Origin of the sequence: Vogesella amnigena, from assembly GCF_042648905.1 — a bacterium.
Classification (GTDB): Bacteria; Pseudomonadota; Gammaproteobacteria; order Burkholderiales; family Chromobacteriaceae; genus Vogesella; species Vogesella amnigena.
In genome coordinates this window covers 147,970-163,249 of the sequence record NZ_JBHRYH010000005.1, presented here as the reverse complement: position 1 = coordinate 163,249, position 15,280 = coordinate 147,970, and the positions used below count along the sequence as shown (strand labels likewise).

Annotated in this window: 15 protein-coding genes; 9 read left to right on the top strand and 6 right to left on the bottom strand. The window is 65.8% G+C overall.

The features are described from left to right. The first annotated feature begins 45 nt into the window (after positions 1 to 45). Positions 46 to 1,251 carry an MFS transporter gene (locus ACFOKJ_RS02590; protein ID WP_390276431.1) on the top strand — a complete coding sequence of 402 codons (1,206 nt, stop codon included), beginning with the start codon at positions 46 to 48 and terminating at the stop codon, positions 1,249 to 1,251. Positions 1,252 to 1,294: 43 nt separating this feature from the next. Here ACFOKJ_RS02590 and ACFOKJ_RS02585 read toward each other — a convergent pair whose 3' ends face one another. Then, positions 1,295 to 1,981, bottom strand: a complete 687-nt coding sequence (locus ACFOKJ_RS02585) for a TetR/AcrR family transcriptional regulator (RefSeq protein WP_390276430.1) — start codon at positions 1,979 to 1,981, stop codon at positions 1,295 to 1,297. 167 nt (positions 1,982 to 2,148) lie between these two features. On the opposite strand from ACFOKJ_RS02585, the gene ACFOKJ_RS02580 reads away from it, so the two are divergent. Next, complete coding sequence (locus ACFOKJ_RS02580; protein ID WP_390276429.1) at positions 2,149 to 4,062, top strand: amidohydrolase; 1,914 nt, start codon at positions 2,149 to 2,151, stop codon at positions 4,060 to 4,062. A gap of 68 nt (positions 4,063 to 4,130) precedes the next feature. Beyond that, positions 4,131 to 5,216: a polyamine ABC transporter substrate-binding protein gene (locus tag ACFOKJ_RS02575; protein WP_390276428.1), complete on the top strand. Its 1,086-nt coding sequence runs from the start codon at positions 4,131 to 4,133 to the stop codon at positions 5,214 to 5,216. Positions 5,217 to 5,516: 300 nt separating this feature from the next. Here the strand turns inward: ACFOKJ_RS02575 and aguB are convergent, their stop codons facing one another. The 4 genes from aguB to ACFOKJ_RS02555 are packed head-to-tail and all read right to left on the bottom strand — an operon-like array spanning position 5,517 to position 8,726. After that, positions 5,517 to 6,386 (bottom strand): N-carbamoylputrescine amidase, encoded by an 870-nt coding sequence (aguB, locus tag ACFOKJ_RS02570; protein ID WP_390276427.1) that lies wholly within the window; start codon positions 6,384 to 6,386, stop codon positions 5,517 to 5,519. After that, a complete protein-coding gene (locus ACFOKJ_RS02565; protein ID WP_390276426.1) occupies positions 6,379 to 7,497 on the bottom strand; it encodes a class II histone deacetylase in 1,119 nt (372 codons plus the stop codon). Before ACFOKJ_RS02565 ends, aguB begins: the two co-directional genes overlap by 8 nt. 15 nt (positions 7,498 to 7,512) lie before the next feature. After that, positions 7,513 to 8,607 carry a polyamine ABC transporter substrate-binding protein gene (locus tag ACFOKJ_RS02560; protein ID WP_390276425.1) on the bottom strand — a complete coding sequence of 365 codons (1,095 nt, stop codon included), beginning with the start codon at positions 8,605 to 8,607 and terminating at the stop codon, positions 7,513 to 7,515. Then, the gene (locus ACFOKJ_RS02555) at positions 8,604 to 8,726 is read right to left on the bottom strand and encodes a hypothetical protein (protein WP_390276424.1); all 123 of its coding nucleotides are present in this window, start codon (positions 8,724 to 8,726) and stop codon (positions 8,604 to 8,606) included. The genes ACFOKJ_RS02560 and ACFOKJ_RS02555 overlap by 4 nt, the downstream gene beginning before the upstream one ends. On the opposite strand from ACFOKJ_RS02555, the gene ACFOKJ_RS02550 reads away from it, so the two are divergent. The 3 genes from ACFOKJ_RS02550 (at position 8,725) to ACFOKJ_RS02540 (ending at position 12,408) form a co-directional block, all read left to right on the top strand. Then, positions 8,725 to 9,651 carry a LysR family transcriptional regulator gene (locus tag ACFOKJ_RS02550; protein ID WP_390276423.1) on the top strand — a complete coding sequence of 309 codons (927 nt, stop codon included), beginning with the start codon at positions 8,725 to 8,727 and terminating at the stop codon, positions 9,649 to 9,651. The two genes, ACFOKJ_RS02555 and ACFOKJ_RS02550, sit on opposite strands and share 2 nt — an antisense overlap. 160 nt (positions 9,652 to 9,811) lie before the next feature. Continuing rightward, the gene (gene aroC, locus ACFOKJ_RS02545; protein WP_390276422.1) at positions 9,812 to 10,912 is read left to right on the top strand and encodes a chorismate synthase; all 1,101 of its coding nucleotides are present in this window, start codon (positions 9,812 to 9,814) and stop codon (positions 10,910 to 10,912) included. A 101-nt stretch (positions 10,913 to 11,013) separates the two neighbouring features. After that, entirely contained in the window at positions 11,014 to 12,408 is a 1,395-nt protein-coding gene (locus tag ACFOKJ_RS02540; protein ID WP_390276421.1) for an EAL and HDOD domain-containing protein, read from the top strand. Between the two features lie 160 nt (positions 12,409 to 12,568). On the opposite strand, the gene ACFOKJ_RS02535 is transcribed toward ACFOKJ_RS02540, so the two are convergent. Next, positions 12,569 to 12,712: a hypothetical protein gene (locus tag ACFOKJ_RS02535; RefSeq protein WP_390276420.1), complete on the bottom strand. Its 144-nt coding sequence runs from the start codon at positions 12,710 to 12,712 to the stop codon at positions 12,569 to 12,571. On the opposite strand from ACFOKJ_RS02535, the gene ACFOKJ_RS02530 reads away from it, so the two are divergent. From ACFOKJ_RS02530 to ACFOKJ_RS02520, 3 genes are all read left to right on the top strand, one after another. Next, positions 12,711 to 13,562: a pirin family protein gene (locus tag ACFOKJ_RS02530; protein WP_390276419.1), complete on the top strand. Its 852-nt coding sequence runs from the start codon at positions 12,711 to 12,713 to the stop codon at positions 13,560 to 13,562. The two genes, ACFOKJ_RS02535 and ACFOKJ_RS02530, sit on opposite strands and share 2 nt — an antisense overlap. Before the next feature lie 9 nt (positions 13,563 to 13,571). Further along, a complete protein-coding gene (locus ACFOKJ_RS02525) occupies positions 13,572 to 14,432 on the top strand; it encodes a pirin family protein (RefSeq protein ID WP_390276418.1) in 861 nt (286 codons plus the stop codon). Positions 14,433 to 14,539: 107 nt separating this feature from the next. After that, entirely contained in the window at positions 14,540 to 15,265 is a 726-nt protein-coding gene (locus tag ACFOKJ_RS02520) for a substrate-binding periplasmic protein (RefSeq protein WP_390276417.1), read from the top strand. Positions 15,266 to 15,280: the final 15 nt, after the last annotated feature.

Sequence of the window (15,280 nt, the reverse complement as noted above, 5' to 3'; positions counted from 1 at the left end):
TGCTTTTTTGTCGATACTGGCGCTAATGTCATCTGGAGTATTCCCGTGTCGCGTTTCTCGCCCTTAGTGCGCCAGCTGCTGCTGTGCAGCTTTGTGTTGTCGATCAGCCGGGCGCTGGTGTCGCCGCTCTTGGTGCTGACGCTGGGCCGGCAGCTGCAGCTGGGGGCGCAGCAGATCGGCCTGCTGCTTGGCGTGGTACTGGTCAGTGCCACCTTGGGCGGCCTCTACGCCGGCTACCTGGTGGACCGCAGCGATCGCCGCCGCCTGCTGCAGTGTTCCCTGCTGGCGGTGGCCGTCGGCTTTGCGCTGCTGCCCGGCAGCCGGCAGCTGGCACTGGCCGGTGTGGCGCTGCTGCTGGTGGAGCTGGCCTTTGTGCTGTTTGGCATTGCGCTCAAGGCGCTGCTGAGCGACCTGCTGCCGCCAGCCGAGCGCAGTCGCGCCTTCTCGCTGCGCTACACCCTGGCCAATGTCGGCTACGCCATCGGCCCCTTGCTGGGCAGCTGGCTGGCCAGCTCCCGGCCGGCGTGGGCGCTCGTGCTGGCTGCGGTGCTGGCGCTGATCGCCCTGCCGCTGCTGCGGCAGGTGCCGCGCGGTCATGGCGGGCGCCATGCCCCGCGCTTGCAGTTCAGCGCCACGCTGCAGCTGCTGCGCCGCGACCGCACCCTGGTGCTGTTCACCATTGGCAGCCTGCTGGCCTGCGTGGTGCACGGGCGCTTTTCCGATTACCTGTCGCTGTATCTGCTGCAGGGTCATAGCGATGCCGAGGTGCTGCGCTGGATGTCGGCACTGATCACCAGCAATGCGCTGACCGTGGTGCTGTGCCAGTACTGGCTGGGCCGTCTGCTGCGGCCGCACAACCTGCTGCGCTGGATCATGCTGGCCTCGCTGCTGCTGGCCGGCGGCCTGGCCGGTTTCGCGCTATCGCCGTCGCTATGGCAGTGGTGCGGCTGGATGGTGTTGTTCACCCTGGGCGAGATCCTGCTGGTGCCGGCGGAGTATCTGTATATCGATGCCATTGCGCCGGAGCAGCTGAAGGGCAGCTACTACGGCGCGCAGAACCTGGCGCAGCTGGGGGCCGCCGGCAGCCCGGTGCTGGCCGGCCTGCTGCTCAGCGCCTTGCCCGGCAACAGCATGCTGTGGAGCATGCTGGCGCTGACGCTGCTGGGCGCGCTGTTCGTGTGGCAGGCGGATCGGGAGCATCGCGCACACCCTGCCACGCCCCAAGCGCAGGGCAAGGTGGAAGCCGCGTAGCGGCCCGCATCCTTCTGAAGCGGGCTGCATTTTTCATGGCGGGCTACTGTTGGCCGCGGTTGGGCGGGAGCGGTGGCTGGCCGTCCGGCCAAACCCGTGCCGGGTCGGGCTCGGCGATGGCGCGCTGCAGCAGCCACAGCAGCCACTGCCGGTGCAGCTGCCACAGCCCGCGTCCGCTGGCGCCGCTTTCCTTGGCATATTGCTTGCCGGTATCACTCATGCGGTAGAAGTACAGCGCCAGCGCCGCCAGTTCGGCTTGCGGCCAACGGCAGCCGTAGTGCTGCAGCCGCTCGCTCCAGTACGCCACCTGCCGTGCCTCGTGCTGCGCTTCCAGCTCGGCCAGCGCCGGCACCAGATCCATTACCTGCCATAGCGGCCCGTAGCCGCCAAACTGCGCGTCCAGCGCGTCCAGTGCCGCATCCACCGCGTCCAGCAGTGCCGGCAGCGGCAGGTCCTGCTGCCGCAATTCCTCTTTTACCTGGTTCACCGCCGCCAGCCAGCCGCTGGCCAGCCGGCAGACGATGGCTTCCTTGTTGGGGAACAGGTGATACAGCGATTTGATGCCCACACCGGCACGGGCAGCGATGGCATTGGTGTTCAGCGCCGGGTAGCCATGCTCGGCCAGCAGGGCCAGCGTGGCCTGTTCGATCTTGTGCATGGCGTCCTGGCTGCGTTGCTGGCGCGGTGTGCGGCGCATGCTCAGGTCGGCGGGGAGTGTGCTGTCGGTCATGGTGTCTGGCCTTGAACGGTTCGCCGCCACTGTAGTGGCAGCGTTGTGGTGTGGCAACGACAGTATTTGATCATATTTGCAGTAATTGCTGAATTATCCGGAATGGCCTGTGCTAAGGTTTGCTCATAATTTGCAGTAATCACTGCAATAATAAGGAGGAGACAACCATGGCACACAGCAATATCCGGCCACGGCAGCTGCTGCTGGCAAGCACGCTGGCACTGGCCGCCAGCGCCAGCCAGGCCGCCGGCACGGTGTATCTGAACGGCAAGGTATATACCCAGGATGGCAGCCGCAGCGTGGCACAGGCCTTTGTGGTGGAGGACGGCAAGTTCGGCCGTGTTGGCAGCAATGCCGAACTGGCCGGGCTGCGTCAGCAAGGCTATGCGGTGGTGGACCTGCGCGGCCGCATGGTGCTGCCGGGGCTGCACGACAACCATATCCACGCGCTGGGTACGGTGCCGCTGGACATGTGCGATCTGGACGGCAAGCCGGTGAACCTGGATCAGCTGGCGAGCAAGGTGCGCGGCTGCGTGGCGAAATACGCGCCGCAGCCTGGCGACTGGCTGGTAGTCAATCAATGGTCGCCGTATGACGGTAATACCCCGACCAAGCGCTTCAAGACCGTGCGCGCGGCGCTGGATGCGGCGGCAGCGGATAGGCCGGTGGCGTTGATGGGGGTGGATGGTCACGCCGCCGCCTACAACAGCCGCGCCTTGGCGCTGGCGCACGACAAGGACGGCAATACCGTGGGCTACAACGCCGCCACGCTGGGCAAGGACGGCGTGCTGGCCAGCCAGGCGCAGTATGTCGACCTGAATACCGGGGTGATCCGCGAAGGCGCGCGCGAGGCGATACCGGTACCGGACACCGGCCTGTTGTCGGCCAACAGCGACAAGGCGGCGGCGCTGTACGACGCCATCCTGCCACGGGTGTCTGCCCTGCTGGCCAGTAGCGGCATCACCGGCATCCAGGATGCCTGCGCCAATGATTTCATCCGCCAGCGCTATCTGACCATGCAGCAGCGCGGCCTGCTGCAGATGCGGGTGAACGCCGCCACCTGCTTCCACCAGGATGACTACGGCGGCAAGCTGGATATTCCCGCCCACCTGGCCAAGGCCGAGGCGGTGCGCGCGCAGTTTGCGGCCAACCCGCTGATCAAGGCCGATACGGTGAAGATCTTCGTTGACGGCACCATGGAAGGCGACCCGTTCACCGAGCCGCCATTTCTGCCCAATGCCGGCATGCTGAGCAACTTCCAGCTGCCGCACATCCATTACGACGCCGCCCGCGACCAGGGAAGGGTCACTGCCGACAGCCAGGACAGCGGCCAGAATGGCACGGTGAATTTCCAGCATGACGCGCTGCTGGATTACGCCACCGCGCTGGACAAGGCCGGCTTCGGCATCCACCTGCACAGCATTGGCGACCGCAGCACCCGCTGGGCGCTGGACGCCTTGCAGGCAGCGCGGCAGCGCAACGGCAACAGCGGCATCCCGCACACCATCGCCCACCTGCAGATGGTGCACCCGGACGACCAGCAGCGCCTGGGCGAGCTGGGTGTCTACCTGACTTTCACCTATGCGTGGATGAACCCGCAGCTGGCCTACGACATGCTGGTGACGCCGTTCCTGCAGCCGGGCCGCAAGGGGCAGGACCTGGCCGCCATGGTATATGACCCCAAGGGCTATGCCGCCAGCGCGGTATACCCGGTGGAAAGCAGCCGCCGTGCCGGTGCGGTACTGGCTGCCGGCAGCGATGCGCCGGTAGATAGCCGCGACCCGCGGCCGTTCACCAATATCGCCGCCGCGCTTACCCGTGTGGCCGACGGCAAGCCCTACTACAACGCCGCGCAGCACACCTCGCTGGACGAAATCCTGGCCGCCTACACCATCAATGGCGCGCGGGCGGTGCGGCAGGGCGATATCACCGGCTCCATCGAAAGCGGCAAGTCCGCCGACTTCATCGTGCTGGATCGCAACCTGTACCAGCTGATGCAGGCCGGCAAGCCGCAGCGTATCGCCGATACCCGGGTCGAGCTGACCGTGTTCCAGGGCCAGCCGGTGTACCGCCGCCGCTGAGGCCTAGCGTTGCTTGGCCATTTTCCGGCACCCGCCCCGGCGGGGGCCGCCTTTACAGGAGCAACAACATGAACAAGACATGGCTGGCGGCGCTGGGCTGCACCGTGCTGCTGCCGCTGGCCCAGGCCGGCGGTGTACTCAATATCTACAACTGGTCCGACTACATCGCCCCGGATACCGTGCCGGCGTTCCAGAAGGCCAGCGGCATCAAGGTGCGCTACGACGTGTACGACAGCAACGAAACGCTGAAAGGCAAGCTGCTTACCGGCAAGACCGGCTACGACATCGTGGTGCCCACCCACAACACCCTGGGCACCGGCATCAAGGCCGGCATGTTCCTGCCGCTGGATCGCAGCCGCATTCCCAACTGGAAAAATCTCGACCCGGCGCTGCTCAAGCTGATGGACAGCTTCGACCCCGGCAACCGCTACGGCGTGCCGTATTTCTGGGGCATCAACACCCTGGGCATCAACGTGGACAAGGTGCAGAAGGCGCTGGGCGGCAAGCTGCCGGACAACCCCTGGGACCTGGTGTTCAAGCCAGAGGTCGTGTCGCGGCTCAAGGGCTGCGGCGTCAGCGTGTTCGACTCGCCCAGCGAATTCTTCAGCGCCGCGCTGCATTACTACGGCAAGAACCCCAATACCGAAAACCTGGCCGACTACCAGGCGATTCTGCCGGCGCTGCAGAAGCTGCGGCCGTACTACACGCTGTTTTCGTCTTCCAGCTATATCAACGAGCTGGCCGGCGGCAGCCTGTGCGTGGCAATGGGGTTTTCCGGTGATCTGAACATGGCGCGGCAGCGCGCGCTGGAGGGCAAGAATGGCGTGAACATCAGTGTGCTGCTGCCGGGCAACGGGCTGGAAGTGTGGCTGGACGTGCTGGCGATACCCAAGGATGCGGCCAACGTGGCCGAGGCGCATGCCTTCATCAACGCCATGCTCGACCCGAAAACCGCAGCGCGTAATGCCAACGCGGTGAGCTACCCGCCAGGCGTGCCGGCGGCGCGTGCCTTCATGCGGCCGGAGCTGGTGAACAACCGCACCATCTTCCCGAGCAGCGATGACCTGAAAGGCAGTTTTGTCGCCAAGACGCTGAAGCCGGCCACGGTGCAGGGCTACACCCGGCTGTGGCAGCGCTTCCGCACCGGGCGCTGATGGGCTGTTGAATCCCGGATACGCGCCGCGTATCCGGGGGTACACGTCTGGGGCTGCGCATCGGGGCTTGCGTACCTTGAGCTGCGTCCCCGGATGCGCCTGCGGCTTATCCGGGCTACAGGTGGCATAAGGCAGAAGCCACACATGCTGCCTCGATATCCCCGCACGCACATGCGGAGGGTTGTCGTAGCCCGGATAAGTGCAGCGCATCCGGGGTTGCACGCATGGGGTGGAGCATCCGACTTGCCTACCTTGAGCTGCGTCCCCGGATGCGCCTGCGGCTTATCCGGGCTACGGTTGTTACCGCGCGGCAAAGCCCAGCAGCGTGCCGTAGTGCTCCACCCGGCGGTCGCGGAATACCCCCCAGGCGCGGCGCTTGGCGGCCAGTGCGTCCAGGTCGAAGCTGGCGGTGAGGATGCAGCCATCTTCGTCTGCCGCCTCGGCACGCAGTTCGCCGTCTTCGCCGGCAATGAAGGAGCCGCCGTAGAAGCTGATGTGGGTGCCGGCTTCGCCGTGCTCGGTGCCGACACGGTTGCTGGCCAACAGCGGCATCACGTTGGCCGCGGCGTGGCCGCGCTGGGTGTTCTGCCAGTGGCGCTTGGAGTTGATGGTGGGGTCATGCGGCTCGCTGCCGATGGCGGTGGGGTAGAGCAGGATCTCGGCGCCCATCAGCGCCATGCAGCGTGCGGTCTCGGGAAACCACTGATCCCAGCAGATGCCCACGCCCAGCTTGCCGTAGCGGGTATCCCACACCTTGAAACCCATGTCGCCGGGCGAGAAGTAGAACTTCTCGCTGTAGCCGGGGCCGTCCGGGATGTGCATCTTGCGGTAGTGGCCGAGGATGCTGCCGTCGGCATCGATCATCGCCAGGCTGTTGAACTGGGTGTTGCCGGCCTGTTCGAAAAAGCTCACCGGCAGCACCACCTGCAGCTCGCGCGCCAGTGCGGCGAAGCGGCCCAGCCACGGGTGGCCGTCGAACGGCGCCGCCAACGCGTTGTGGTGGTGGCGCTGGTCGATGCAGAAATACGGCGTTTCGAACAGCTCCTGCAGCAGGATGATGTTGGCGCCACGGCCGGCGGCTTCGCGCACCAGCGTTTCGGCGCGGTCCAGGTTGGCCGCACGGTCCCAGCTGCAGCGCATCTGGGTGGTGGCGACGGTAACGTTACGCATGGTGGTTCTCCTCTAGCGCCCAGTACGGGCGTTGTGTGTCCAGCGCGCGGCTGACTGCCGCGGCTTCGCCGGCCGTCAGCGGCCGGTCGGCTATCAGGTGCGGGTCATCGAAATCGACCTGCTGCCCGCTCAGGCCCTCGATCACGCCCAGGGTGGCAATCGGCAGGTAGGGCAGGCTGTAGCCGCCTTCCTGTAGCATCACGATGCGGCCTGCGCACAGCGTGGCGGCCTCGGCCACCAGGCTGGCGGCCAGCCGGCGAAAGCCGGGGCGGGTCAGGCGCATGCGGCCCAGCGGGTCGTAGGCATTGGCGTCCTGGCCGGCGGAAACCAGGATCAGCTGCGGTGCGAAGCGACGCAGGATGGGCAGCAGCACACGTGCGAAGGCATCGGCATAGGCGGCATAGCCGCTGCCGGCCGGCAGCGGAATGTTGAGGTTGTAGCCCTCGCCGCGCCCTGTGCCGTGCTCCTGCTCGCTGCCGCTTTGCTGCGGGTAGTTGTCCTCTTCGTGCAGCGAGCAGAACAGCACGCTGTCGTCGCCGTAGAAGATGTGCTGGGTGCCGTTGCCGTGGTGCACGTCCCAGTCGATGATGGCCACCCGTTCGATGCCGTACCGCGCCTGGGCATGGCGTGCGGCCAACGCTACGTTGTTGTAGTAGCAGTAGCCCATGGCGTAGTCCGGGCCGGCGTGGTGGCCGGAGGGGCGGATCAGCGCATAGGCGTTGTCCACCTCGCCCTGCAGCACCGCATCCACCGCGGCGCAGGCGGCGCCGGCAGCGGCGCGGGCGATGCGCTCGGTGGCGCTGTTGCCACGGGCAAAGTCGCCAAGATCGACGATGGCATCGCCTGCCGCCGCGCAATCCGCCGCCAGCCGTGCCAGGTAGTCCGGGCTGTGTACCCGCAGCAGCATGGCGTCGCTGGCCGGCTGGTAGCCGATGGGCCGCAGCCGGGCGCTCATGCCGGTGGCGTCCAGCAGCGCCTTGCTGTAGCGCAGGCGCAGCGGGCTGTCGAATTCCTCGCCGCAGTCGGCGCTGCCTGCCGTGCCCTGATACAGCTGCCGCCCGGCGTCATGCTCGGTAAACAGCGGGTCGTAGAGAATACCGGTGGTGCTCATGTCTGGCGCTCCCGCTTATCGGCCGGTCTTGAATTTTTGCCACAGCCGGGTCTGCAGCCGCATAGTGGCCGGCTCGAACGGGCGCTGCACCCACAGTGTTTGCATGCGCTTGGCGTCCGGGAAGATCATCGGGTCGCCGGTGAGGTCCTTGCTCATCAGCTTCACCGCCTGGGCATTGGGGCTGGGGTACATCACCGCGTTGCTGATGTTTGCCACCACATCCGGGCGCAGGATGTAGTTGATGAACTTGTGGGCGTTGTCCACGTGCGGTGCGTCCTTGGGGATCACCATGCTGTCGAACCAGATCGGCGCGCCGGCGGGGGGAATGCTGTAGGCGATGTTGTTGCCGTTCTTGCTGTCGCGGGCGCGCAGCTTGGCTACCAGCACCGCGCCGGAGTAGCCGGTGGATACGCACACTTCGCCATTGGCCAGGTCATTCATCACCGGGGTGGCGATCAGGCGGCGCACATAGGGGCGGGCCTGCTGCAGCATGGCGGCGGCGGCCTCGTAGTCTTTCGGGTTGCTGCTGTTGGGGTCGCGGCCCAGGTAGCGCAGCGCCAGCGGAAACATGGCGCTGCCGGCATCGTTGTAGGCCACGCCGCAGCTCTTGAGCTTGGCCAGCAGTGCCGGGTTGAACAGCAGCTCGTAGCTGTTGGCCGGCAGCTGGCCGCCCAGCGCCTTTTTCACCTTGTCCACGTTGTAGCCGATGGCGGTGGTGCCCCACATATACGGCACGCTGTACTGCATGCCGGCGTCCACGCTGTTCACCTTGGGGATGAAGGCCGGGTCCAGGTTCTTCAGGTTGGGCAGCTTGCGCTTGTCCAGCTTCTGGTACACGCCGCTCTGGATCTGGCGGCTGAGAAAATCATTGGATGGAAACACCAGGTCGTAGCCGCTGTTGCCGGCCAGCAGCTTGGTCTGCAGCACCTCGTTGCTGTCATAGACATCCAGCCTTACCTTGATGCCGGTTTCCTTTTCGAAATTGGCAATAGTGTCGGGGGCGAAATACTCGCCCCAGTTGTAGATGTTCAGTTCGCCGGCGGCCTGCGCCGCCAGCGGCAGAAAGCCGACAATACAGCTGGCGGCAAGGGTGTGGATGGATGCTCTCATTGCTTTTCTCCTGTTGTAGTCCGCAACATTGCTGGCGGTGCAGCCATCATGGCGGCAAGCGCCCCGGCGGATAAAGCGCCGGATGCGCAGTTCTTTTTTTCCTGAATGGAAAAACTCATGGATACCTTTCAAGCGATTTCCGCCTTTCTGGCAGTAGCGGAAACCGGCAGCCTGTCGCGCGCGGCGCTGAAGCTGGGCAAGACGCCATCGGCGATTACCAAGGCCATCAACGCGCTGGAGGCCTCGCTGGGCACCCGGCTGCTGACGCGCACCACGCGGCAGGTGGCGCTTACCGAGGCTGGCCGCATCTACCTGGAAACCGCCAGCGAGGCGATGACGCAGCTCACCCGCGTCGGGCAGCGCATCAGCGAGCTGGACGGCATGCCACGCGGTCGCTTGCGCATCACCGCGCCGCTGTCGTTCGGGCGCGCGGTGCTGTCGGCGTTCTGCCCGGCCTTCATGCAGCGCTATCCGGAGGTGGAGCTGGATGTCAGCCTGGCCGACCGCTACGTGGACCTGGTGGCGGAAAACTACGACCTGGCGCTGCGGCTGGGGCATCACGACCTGCCGGGGCAGATCGCCAAGGTGATCGGCGATAACCGTGTGCTGGTGTGTGCGGCGCCGGATTACCTGGCCAGCGCGCCGCCGCTGCAGTCGCCGCTGGATCTGGCGCAGCACCGCTGCCTGATTTACCGCCACCCGCTGCTCAACCCGGCGTGGTTCTTCAGCCGCGATGGCAGCACCCAGCGCATCGAACCGGTTGGCCGCATCCAGTCCGACAACTTCGACCTGCTGCTGGATGCCGCCTGCGCCGGGCAGGGCATCCTGCCGTGCCCGCGCTGGAGCGCCTGGCGCCACGTGCAGGCCGGGCGGCTGCTGCAGCTGCTGCCGGACTATGTCTGCACCGGCGAGAGCTTCGGCCGCGATCACATCTACGCGGTATACCCGGCCAGCCGGCGCAATTCACTGAAAGTGCGGCTATTCGTGCAGGAGATCCAGCAATGGATGGACAGCCACTTCGCCGCGCCGGCTGCCGCCAATTGAGCGTGGGCGTTTGAGCGTTGGCCGCAAATGGTCGCCGGTAAGGCGTGGAGGATCGCGATAGGACGCAATGCTGCCGGCTGCCATGTCAGCGCCTGTCTGGAGGCGCCGCCAGCCGTGCTAGAATCCATCGCGATCACCACAAGAATCTAGGGATGAAGCGATGTCTGGCAATAGCATGGGTTTGCTGTTTTCTGTCACCTCTTTCGGCGAAAGCCACGGGCCGGGTATCGGCTGCGTGGTGGATGGCTGCCCGCCGGGGCTGGAGCTGTCCGAGGCCGACATCCAGGCCGAGCTGGATCGCCGCAAACCGGGCACCAGCCGCCACGTGACCCAGCGCCGCGAGCCGGACACGGTGGAAATCCTCTCCGGCGTGTACGAGGGCAAGACCACCGGCACGCCGATCGCGCTGCTGATCCGCAACACCGACCAGCGCAGCAAGGACTACGGCAATATCGCCGACACCTTCCGCCCGGGGCACGCCGACTACACCTACTGGCACAAGTACGGCATCCGCGACCCGCGTGGCGGCGGCCGCTCTTCGGCGCGCGAGACCGCGGTGCGCGTGGCTGCCGGCGCCATAGCCAAGAAATGGCTGCGTGAGAAATTCGGCATCGTGATCCGCGGCCACATGACGCAGATCGGCGAGGTGGAGATTCCGTTCCAGAGCTGGGACGTGGTCAACGACAACCCGTTCTTCGCCGCCGACGCCAGCAAGGTGGACGAGCTGGAAGCCTATATGGACAGCATCCGCAAGAGCCTGGACTCGGTGGGCGCGCGCCTGCGCGTGGTGGCCGAGAACGTGCCGGTGGGCTGGGGCGAGCCGGTGTACGACCGCCTGGATGCCGACATCGCCTACGCGATGATGAACATCAACGCGGTGAAGGGCGTGGAGATCGGCGCCGGCTTCGGCTGCGTGACCCAGCGCGGCAGCGAGCACGGTGACGAACTGACGCCGCAGGGCTTTGCCAGCAACCACGCCGGCGGTGTGCTGGGTGGCATTTCCACCGGCCAGGACATCGAAGTATCCATCGCCATCAAGCCCACCTCGTCCATTGCCCAGCCGCGCCGCTCCATCAACAAGGCCGGCGAGCCGATCGAGATGGAAACCCATGGCCGCCACGACCCTTGCGTGGGCATCCGCGCCACGCCTATCGCCGAGGCGATGCTGGCGCTGGTGCTGATCGACCACGCATTGCGCCATCGCGCGCAGTGCGGCGATGTGCATGTCGATACCCCGCGCATTCCGGGCCGTATCGGCTAGATTGATAGACAACGAATTGGCATTGTACTGATCGCCGGCAGCCGCCGGCGGCAGTGGTGGCCAGCATCACAAACACAGGTCAGACGACGGAATACCCGATCATGTTGAAGAATCTGTTTGGTGGTTTGAAGGGCGGCAAGAACGAGCCTGCAGCCAACGAGCCGGGGGTGCAGCCGGCTGCAGCAGCGCCGGATCCCGCCTCCCAACCCGAGCCAGCGTTGCCGCCCACCTTCGGTTTCGTGATGCACCAGGCGGTGCACGACAACCAGCAGCGGGTGGTGGCGTACGAATTCATGGTGCGCGATGCGCTGCGCCGCAAGGAGTCCACCGCCAGCCAGTGGGTGCAGTACGATCACCTGATGATCAGCACCCTGATCAATATGGATGTGTTCCGCCTGCTGGCCTTCCGCCGCGCGCTGGTGCACATCTCCACCACCTCGCTGTCCGATCCGGCGCTGGAGGGCTTTCCGGCCGATCGCGTGTTCTTCGTGCTCAACCCGCCATCCGACGAGCCGGTAACGCAGGAGATCATCGCCGAGATCGACCGTCACAAGGCGCAGGGTCGCCATTTTGCGCTGGAGCCGGCGCTGTTCGGCCACCACGTGGCATCCGAGCTGCTGCAGGACGAGCTGCTGTCGCGCATGGATATCCTGGTGCTGGACTTTGCCGCCGCGGTGGATACCGTGCTGGCGCCGTTCCTGGACCAGCTGCCGGGCAAGTACCCGGCGGCGCGCTGGTATGCACGCAATATCGGCTCGGCGGAGGAGTTCGACGTGTGCGTGAAGACGCCGGGCGCCGCCAAGCGTTTTGCGCTGTACCAGGGTAGCTTCCTTACCAACTTCCACCCGCTGCCGGCGGCACAGGTGGACGCCAGCCAGATGCGCATCATGGAAATCATGCGCCTGCTGCGCGCCGGTGCCGACGGTAACGAGATCGATGCTCAGTTCAAGCTGGATTCGCTGCTGCTGTTCAAGCTGCTGCGCTTCATCAACTCGCCGATGAACGGCTTGTCGCGCAAGGTGATGACCATCCAGGAATCGCTGATGCTGATCGGCCGCGATTCGCTGTTCAAGTGGCTGACGCTGCTGCTGTTCACTACCCGCAAGGACGATGGCCGCTCCATCGCGCTGATGGAGCGCTCGCTGTTCCGCGCCCAGTTCATGCAGAAGCTGGGCGAGCTGGGCGGCAACCACAAGCTGGAGTGCGAGCACCTGTTCCTTACCGGCATGTTCTCGCTGCTGGATGCGCTGATGCAGGTAAAGCTGGCCGATGCGCTGGAGCCGCTGGAGCTACCGCCGACCGTGGCCGAGGCGCTGCTGAACCAGCGCGGCCTGTTCGCGCCCTACCTGGCGCTGGCCATGGCCGAGGAGCAGGACAATATCGAGCGCGTTACCACGCTGGCGCGCATGCTCAAGCTGGAGCCGGCGGCGGTGAACCGCTGCCACCTGGATGCCATGGTGTGGGCGCAGGAGATGCTGGCACCGGCCAGCGAGTAAGCGCCGTTCGCCATCGCGCGACACTGCCGTTCACTGCCTGCAGTGGGCGGCATTTTTTACGGCTGCGGCAAATACCCGTAGCCCGGATAAGCGTAGCGCATCCGGGGAGTGGTGCCGATGTTCCCGGATGCGCTGCGCTTATCCGGGCTACGGGGTTGGTTCAGGTTCTCGGGCACACTCGCCTTTTTTGAAGAAAGCTTGCAGATTTTTGCGCTTTGCTATCGACAGCAGCTTTCTTATAGTTGGCCGCATGGGTGCCGCCGGCAGATGCCGCCGCCAACAACATGATGAGGAACGCCACCATGACCACTGCTTTCCAATCCCGCCAGGTAGAACGACTGGTCGTCGGTATCGACACCGCCGACGGTGCCGGGGTGAATCTCAAGCGCGTGCTGACGCAGGATCTGCAGCGCCGCCTCGACCCGTTCCTGATGCTGGACGAGTTCCGTTCCGACGACCCGAACGATTACATCGCCGGCTTCCCGCCGCATCCGCATCGCGGCTTCGAAACCGTTACCTATATGCTGGCCGGGCGCATGCGCCACCGTGACAGCGGCGGCAACGAAGGCCTGCTGGGGCCGGGCGGCGTGCAGTGGATGACCGCTGGCCGCGGCGTGATCCACTCCGAGATGCCGGAGCAGGAAGAGGGGCTGATGCACGGCTTCCAGCTGTGGATCAACCTGCCGGCCAAGCGCAAGATGATTCCCGCCGCCTACCAGGACATTCCGTCCAGCGATATTCCGGTAGTCAGCCTGGACGATGGCAGCAAGGTGAAGGTGATTGCCGGCCATTACGGCGATACTGCCGGCACCATCCAGCAGCCGGATACCGAGCCGCTGTACCTGGATGTGGCGTTGGCCGCAGGGCAGGCGCAGCAGATCAGCATTCCGGCCGGGCACAATGCCTTCCTCTACGTGTACCAGGGGCAGATCAGCGTCGGCGAGCTGGCGCGGCCGGTAACCGAGGGCCGCATGGCGGTGCTGTCCGGTAGTGGCGATGGCGTGAGCTTCAGCAGCGAAGAGGGCGCCAGCGTGCTGGTGCTGGCCGGCAAGCCGCTGGGCGAGCCGATCGCGCAGTACGGCCCATTCGTGATGAACAGCCGTGCCGAACTGGAGCAGGCGTTTGCCGACTACCAGGCCGGCACCCTGGCCTGAGGAGCAGCAATGAACGCCATCATGCAACGTATCGAACCCAAGCAGCAGGACATCGGCTTCATCGTGCGCCGGCTGCTGCCGGTGCGCGGCTGCCGCCATATCGGCCCCTTCGTGTTTCTGGACCACATGGGGCCGGCCTATTTCGTGGCCGGCGGTACCTCCGGCGATGTGCGGCCGCATCCGCACATCGGGCTGGCCACCGTTACCTACCTCACCCAGGGCGCGATGATGCACCGCGACAGCCTGGGCACGGTGCAGCGCATCGAGCCGGGCGCGGTGAACCTGATGGTGGCCGGGCGCGGCATCGTGCACTCCGAGCGCATTCCTCCCGACATCCGCGAAAGCCAGCTGGCGGTGGAAGGTCTGCAGATGTGGCTGGCGCTGCCGCTGGCGGACGAGGCCTGCGCGCCGGCGTTCCACCACTACCCGGCGGACGAGCTGCCGCAGGCACAGCTGCCGCGTGCACTGGTGCGGCTGCTGATCGGCAGCGCGTTCGGCATGCATTCGCCGGTCCGCACCTTCTGCGACACGCTGTACCTGGACTGGCAGCTGCAGGCCGGGGGCGAGCTGCTGCTGCCGGCGGCGGCCGAGCGCGGTTTGTACCTGTTCGATGGCGAAGTGCAGGTGGGCGGGGAAACCGTGCGCGCCGGCGAGCTGGTGCAACTGGGGGAGGGGGAGATTCAGCTGACCGCCAGCGCTTGCGCGCACGGCGTGCTGTTCGGCGGGGCGCCACTGGATGCGCCGCGCTTCCTGGACTGGAATTTCGTGGCCAGCAACCGCGAGCGCTTGCAGCAGGCGCGCGAGGATTGGGCCGCCGGCCGTTTCACCATGGTGCCGGGCGAGACCGAGTTCATTCCGTTGCCAGGCTGATGCGCAGATTCATGACAGGGTAAAACCGCTGTGGCACATTATGCTTTTCGATAAATATCGTCCAAGCGTTGGCCGCAGAGCGGCCTGCGGACGAGGATGGAGAATGCATGGCACGCTGGCTGCAATGGTTGGTGGCCGCCGGTTTGCTGGCGTCAGCGGCGCTGGCGCAATCCGCGATATTGCGCGTGGTGGTGGACGACAGCACCGAGATGCCGCTGGCCGAACTGCGTGACGACCGGCTGCTGCAGGGCTGGCACAAGGATGTCGGCGAGTTGCTGGCCCGGCGCTTGCGGCGGGAGGCGGTATTTGTCATTCGGCCGCGCAACCGCCTGCCGGTGGAGCTGAATAGCGGTGGCGCCGACATGGTGTGCGGCTACAAGCCGGAATGGTTGCCGGGGCCGTTTGCCTGGAGCATCGTGCTGGCGGATCACAACGACGTGCTGATTACCCCGAACCGCTACCTGCGACCGCACCGGCTGCAGGATGTGGCCAGCCAGAGCATCGGTACCGTGCTGGGCTTTCACTACCCGGAGCTGGAAGCTGCGCTGGGCGCGCGTTTCATGCGGGACGACGCGCCGCGCGCCGAGGCCAACCTCGACAAGCTGGTGGCGGGGCGCATCCGTCATGTGGTGATCAACAGCCAGTATCTCGATTACCAGATCAAGCGCGGGCGCTTCAGCCTGGCGCTGCACCCGCGGCTGCTGGTCAGCCACAACCAGGTGCGCTGCGCACTGTCGCCCGCCAGCAGCGTCAGCCTGGCCCAGCTCAACCGCGCCATTCGTGCCGTGCAGCATGATGGCAGTCTGGCTGCCATTTCCCGCCGCTACCGCTAAGCTGACAGTAATGTT

Bases quoted from the DNA above. Each gene is read 5' to 3' on its own strand.
- ACFOKJ_RS02585 (WP_390276430.1), bottom strand. From the start codon at position 1,981: ATGACCGACAGCACACTCCCCGCCGACCTGAGCATGCGCCGCACACCG.
- ACFOKJ_RS02580 (WP_390276429.1), top strand. From the start codon at position 2,149: ATGGCACACAGCAATATCCGGCCACGGCAGCTGCTGCTGGCAAGCACG.
- ACFOKJ_RS02575 (WP_390276428.1), top strand. From the start codon at position 4,131: ATGAACAAGACATGGCTGGCGGCGCTGGGCTGCACCGTGCTGCTGCCG.
- aguB (WP_390276427.1), bottom strand. From the start codon at position 6,386: ATGCGTAACGTTACCGTCGCCACCACCCAGATGCGCTGCAGCTGGGAC.
- ACFOKJ_RS02565 (WP_390276426.1), bottom strand. From the start codon at position 7,497: ATGAGCACCACCGGTATTCTCTACGACCCGCTGTTTACCGAGCATGAC.
- ACFOKJ_RS02560 (WP_390276425.1), bottom strand. From the start codon at position 8,607: ATGAGAGCATCCATCCACACCCTTGCCGCCAGCTGTATTGTCGGCTTT.
- ACFOKJ_RS02550 (WP_390276423.1), top strand. From the start codon at position 8,725: ATGGATACCTTTCAAGCGATTTCCGCCTTTCTGGCAGTAGCGGAAACC.
- ACFOKJ_RS02555 (WP_390276424.1), bottom strand. From the start codon at position 8,726: ATGAGTTTTTCCATTCAGGAAAAAAAGAACTGCGCATCCGGCGCTTTA.
- aroC (WP_390276422.1), top strand. From the start codon at position 9,812: ATGTCTGGCAATAGCATGGGTTTGCTGTTTTCTGTCACCTCTTTCGGC.
- ACFOKJ_RS02540 (WP_390276421.1), top strand. From the start codon at position 11,014: ATGTTGAAGAATCTGTTTGGTGGTTTGAAGGGCGGCAAGAACGAGCCT.
- ACFOKJ_RS02530 (WP_390276419.1), top strand. From the start codon at position 12,711: ATGACCACTGCTTTCCAATCCCGCCAGGTAGAACGACTGGTCGTCGGT.
- ACFOKJ_RS02535 (WP_390276420.1), bottom strand. From the start codon at position 12,712: ATGGTGGCGTTCCTCATCATGTTGTTGGCGGCGGCATCTGCCGGCGGC.
- ACFOKJ_RS02525 (WP_390276418.1), top strand. From the start codon at position 13,572: ATGAACGCCATCATGCAACGTATCGAACCCAAGCAGCAGGACATCGGC.
- ACFOKJ_RS02520 (WP_390276417.1), top strand. From the start codon at position 14,540: ATGGCACGCTGGCTGCAATGGTTGGTGGCCGCCGGTTTGCTGGCGTCA.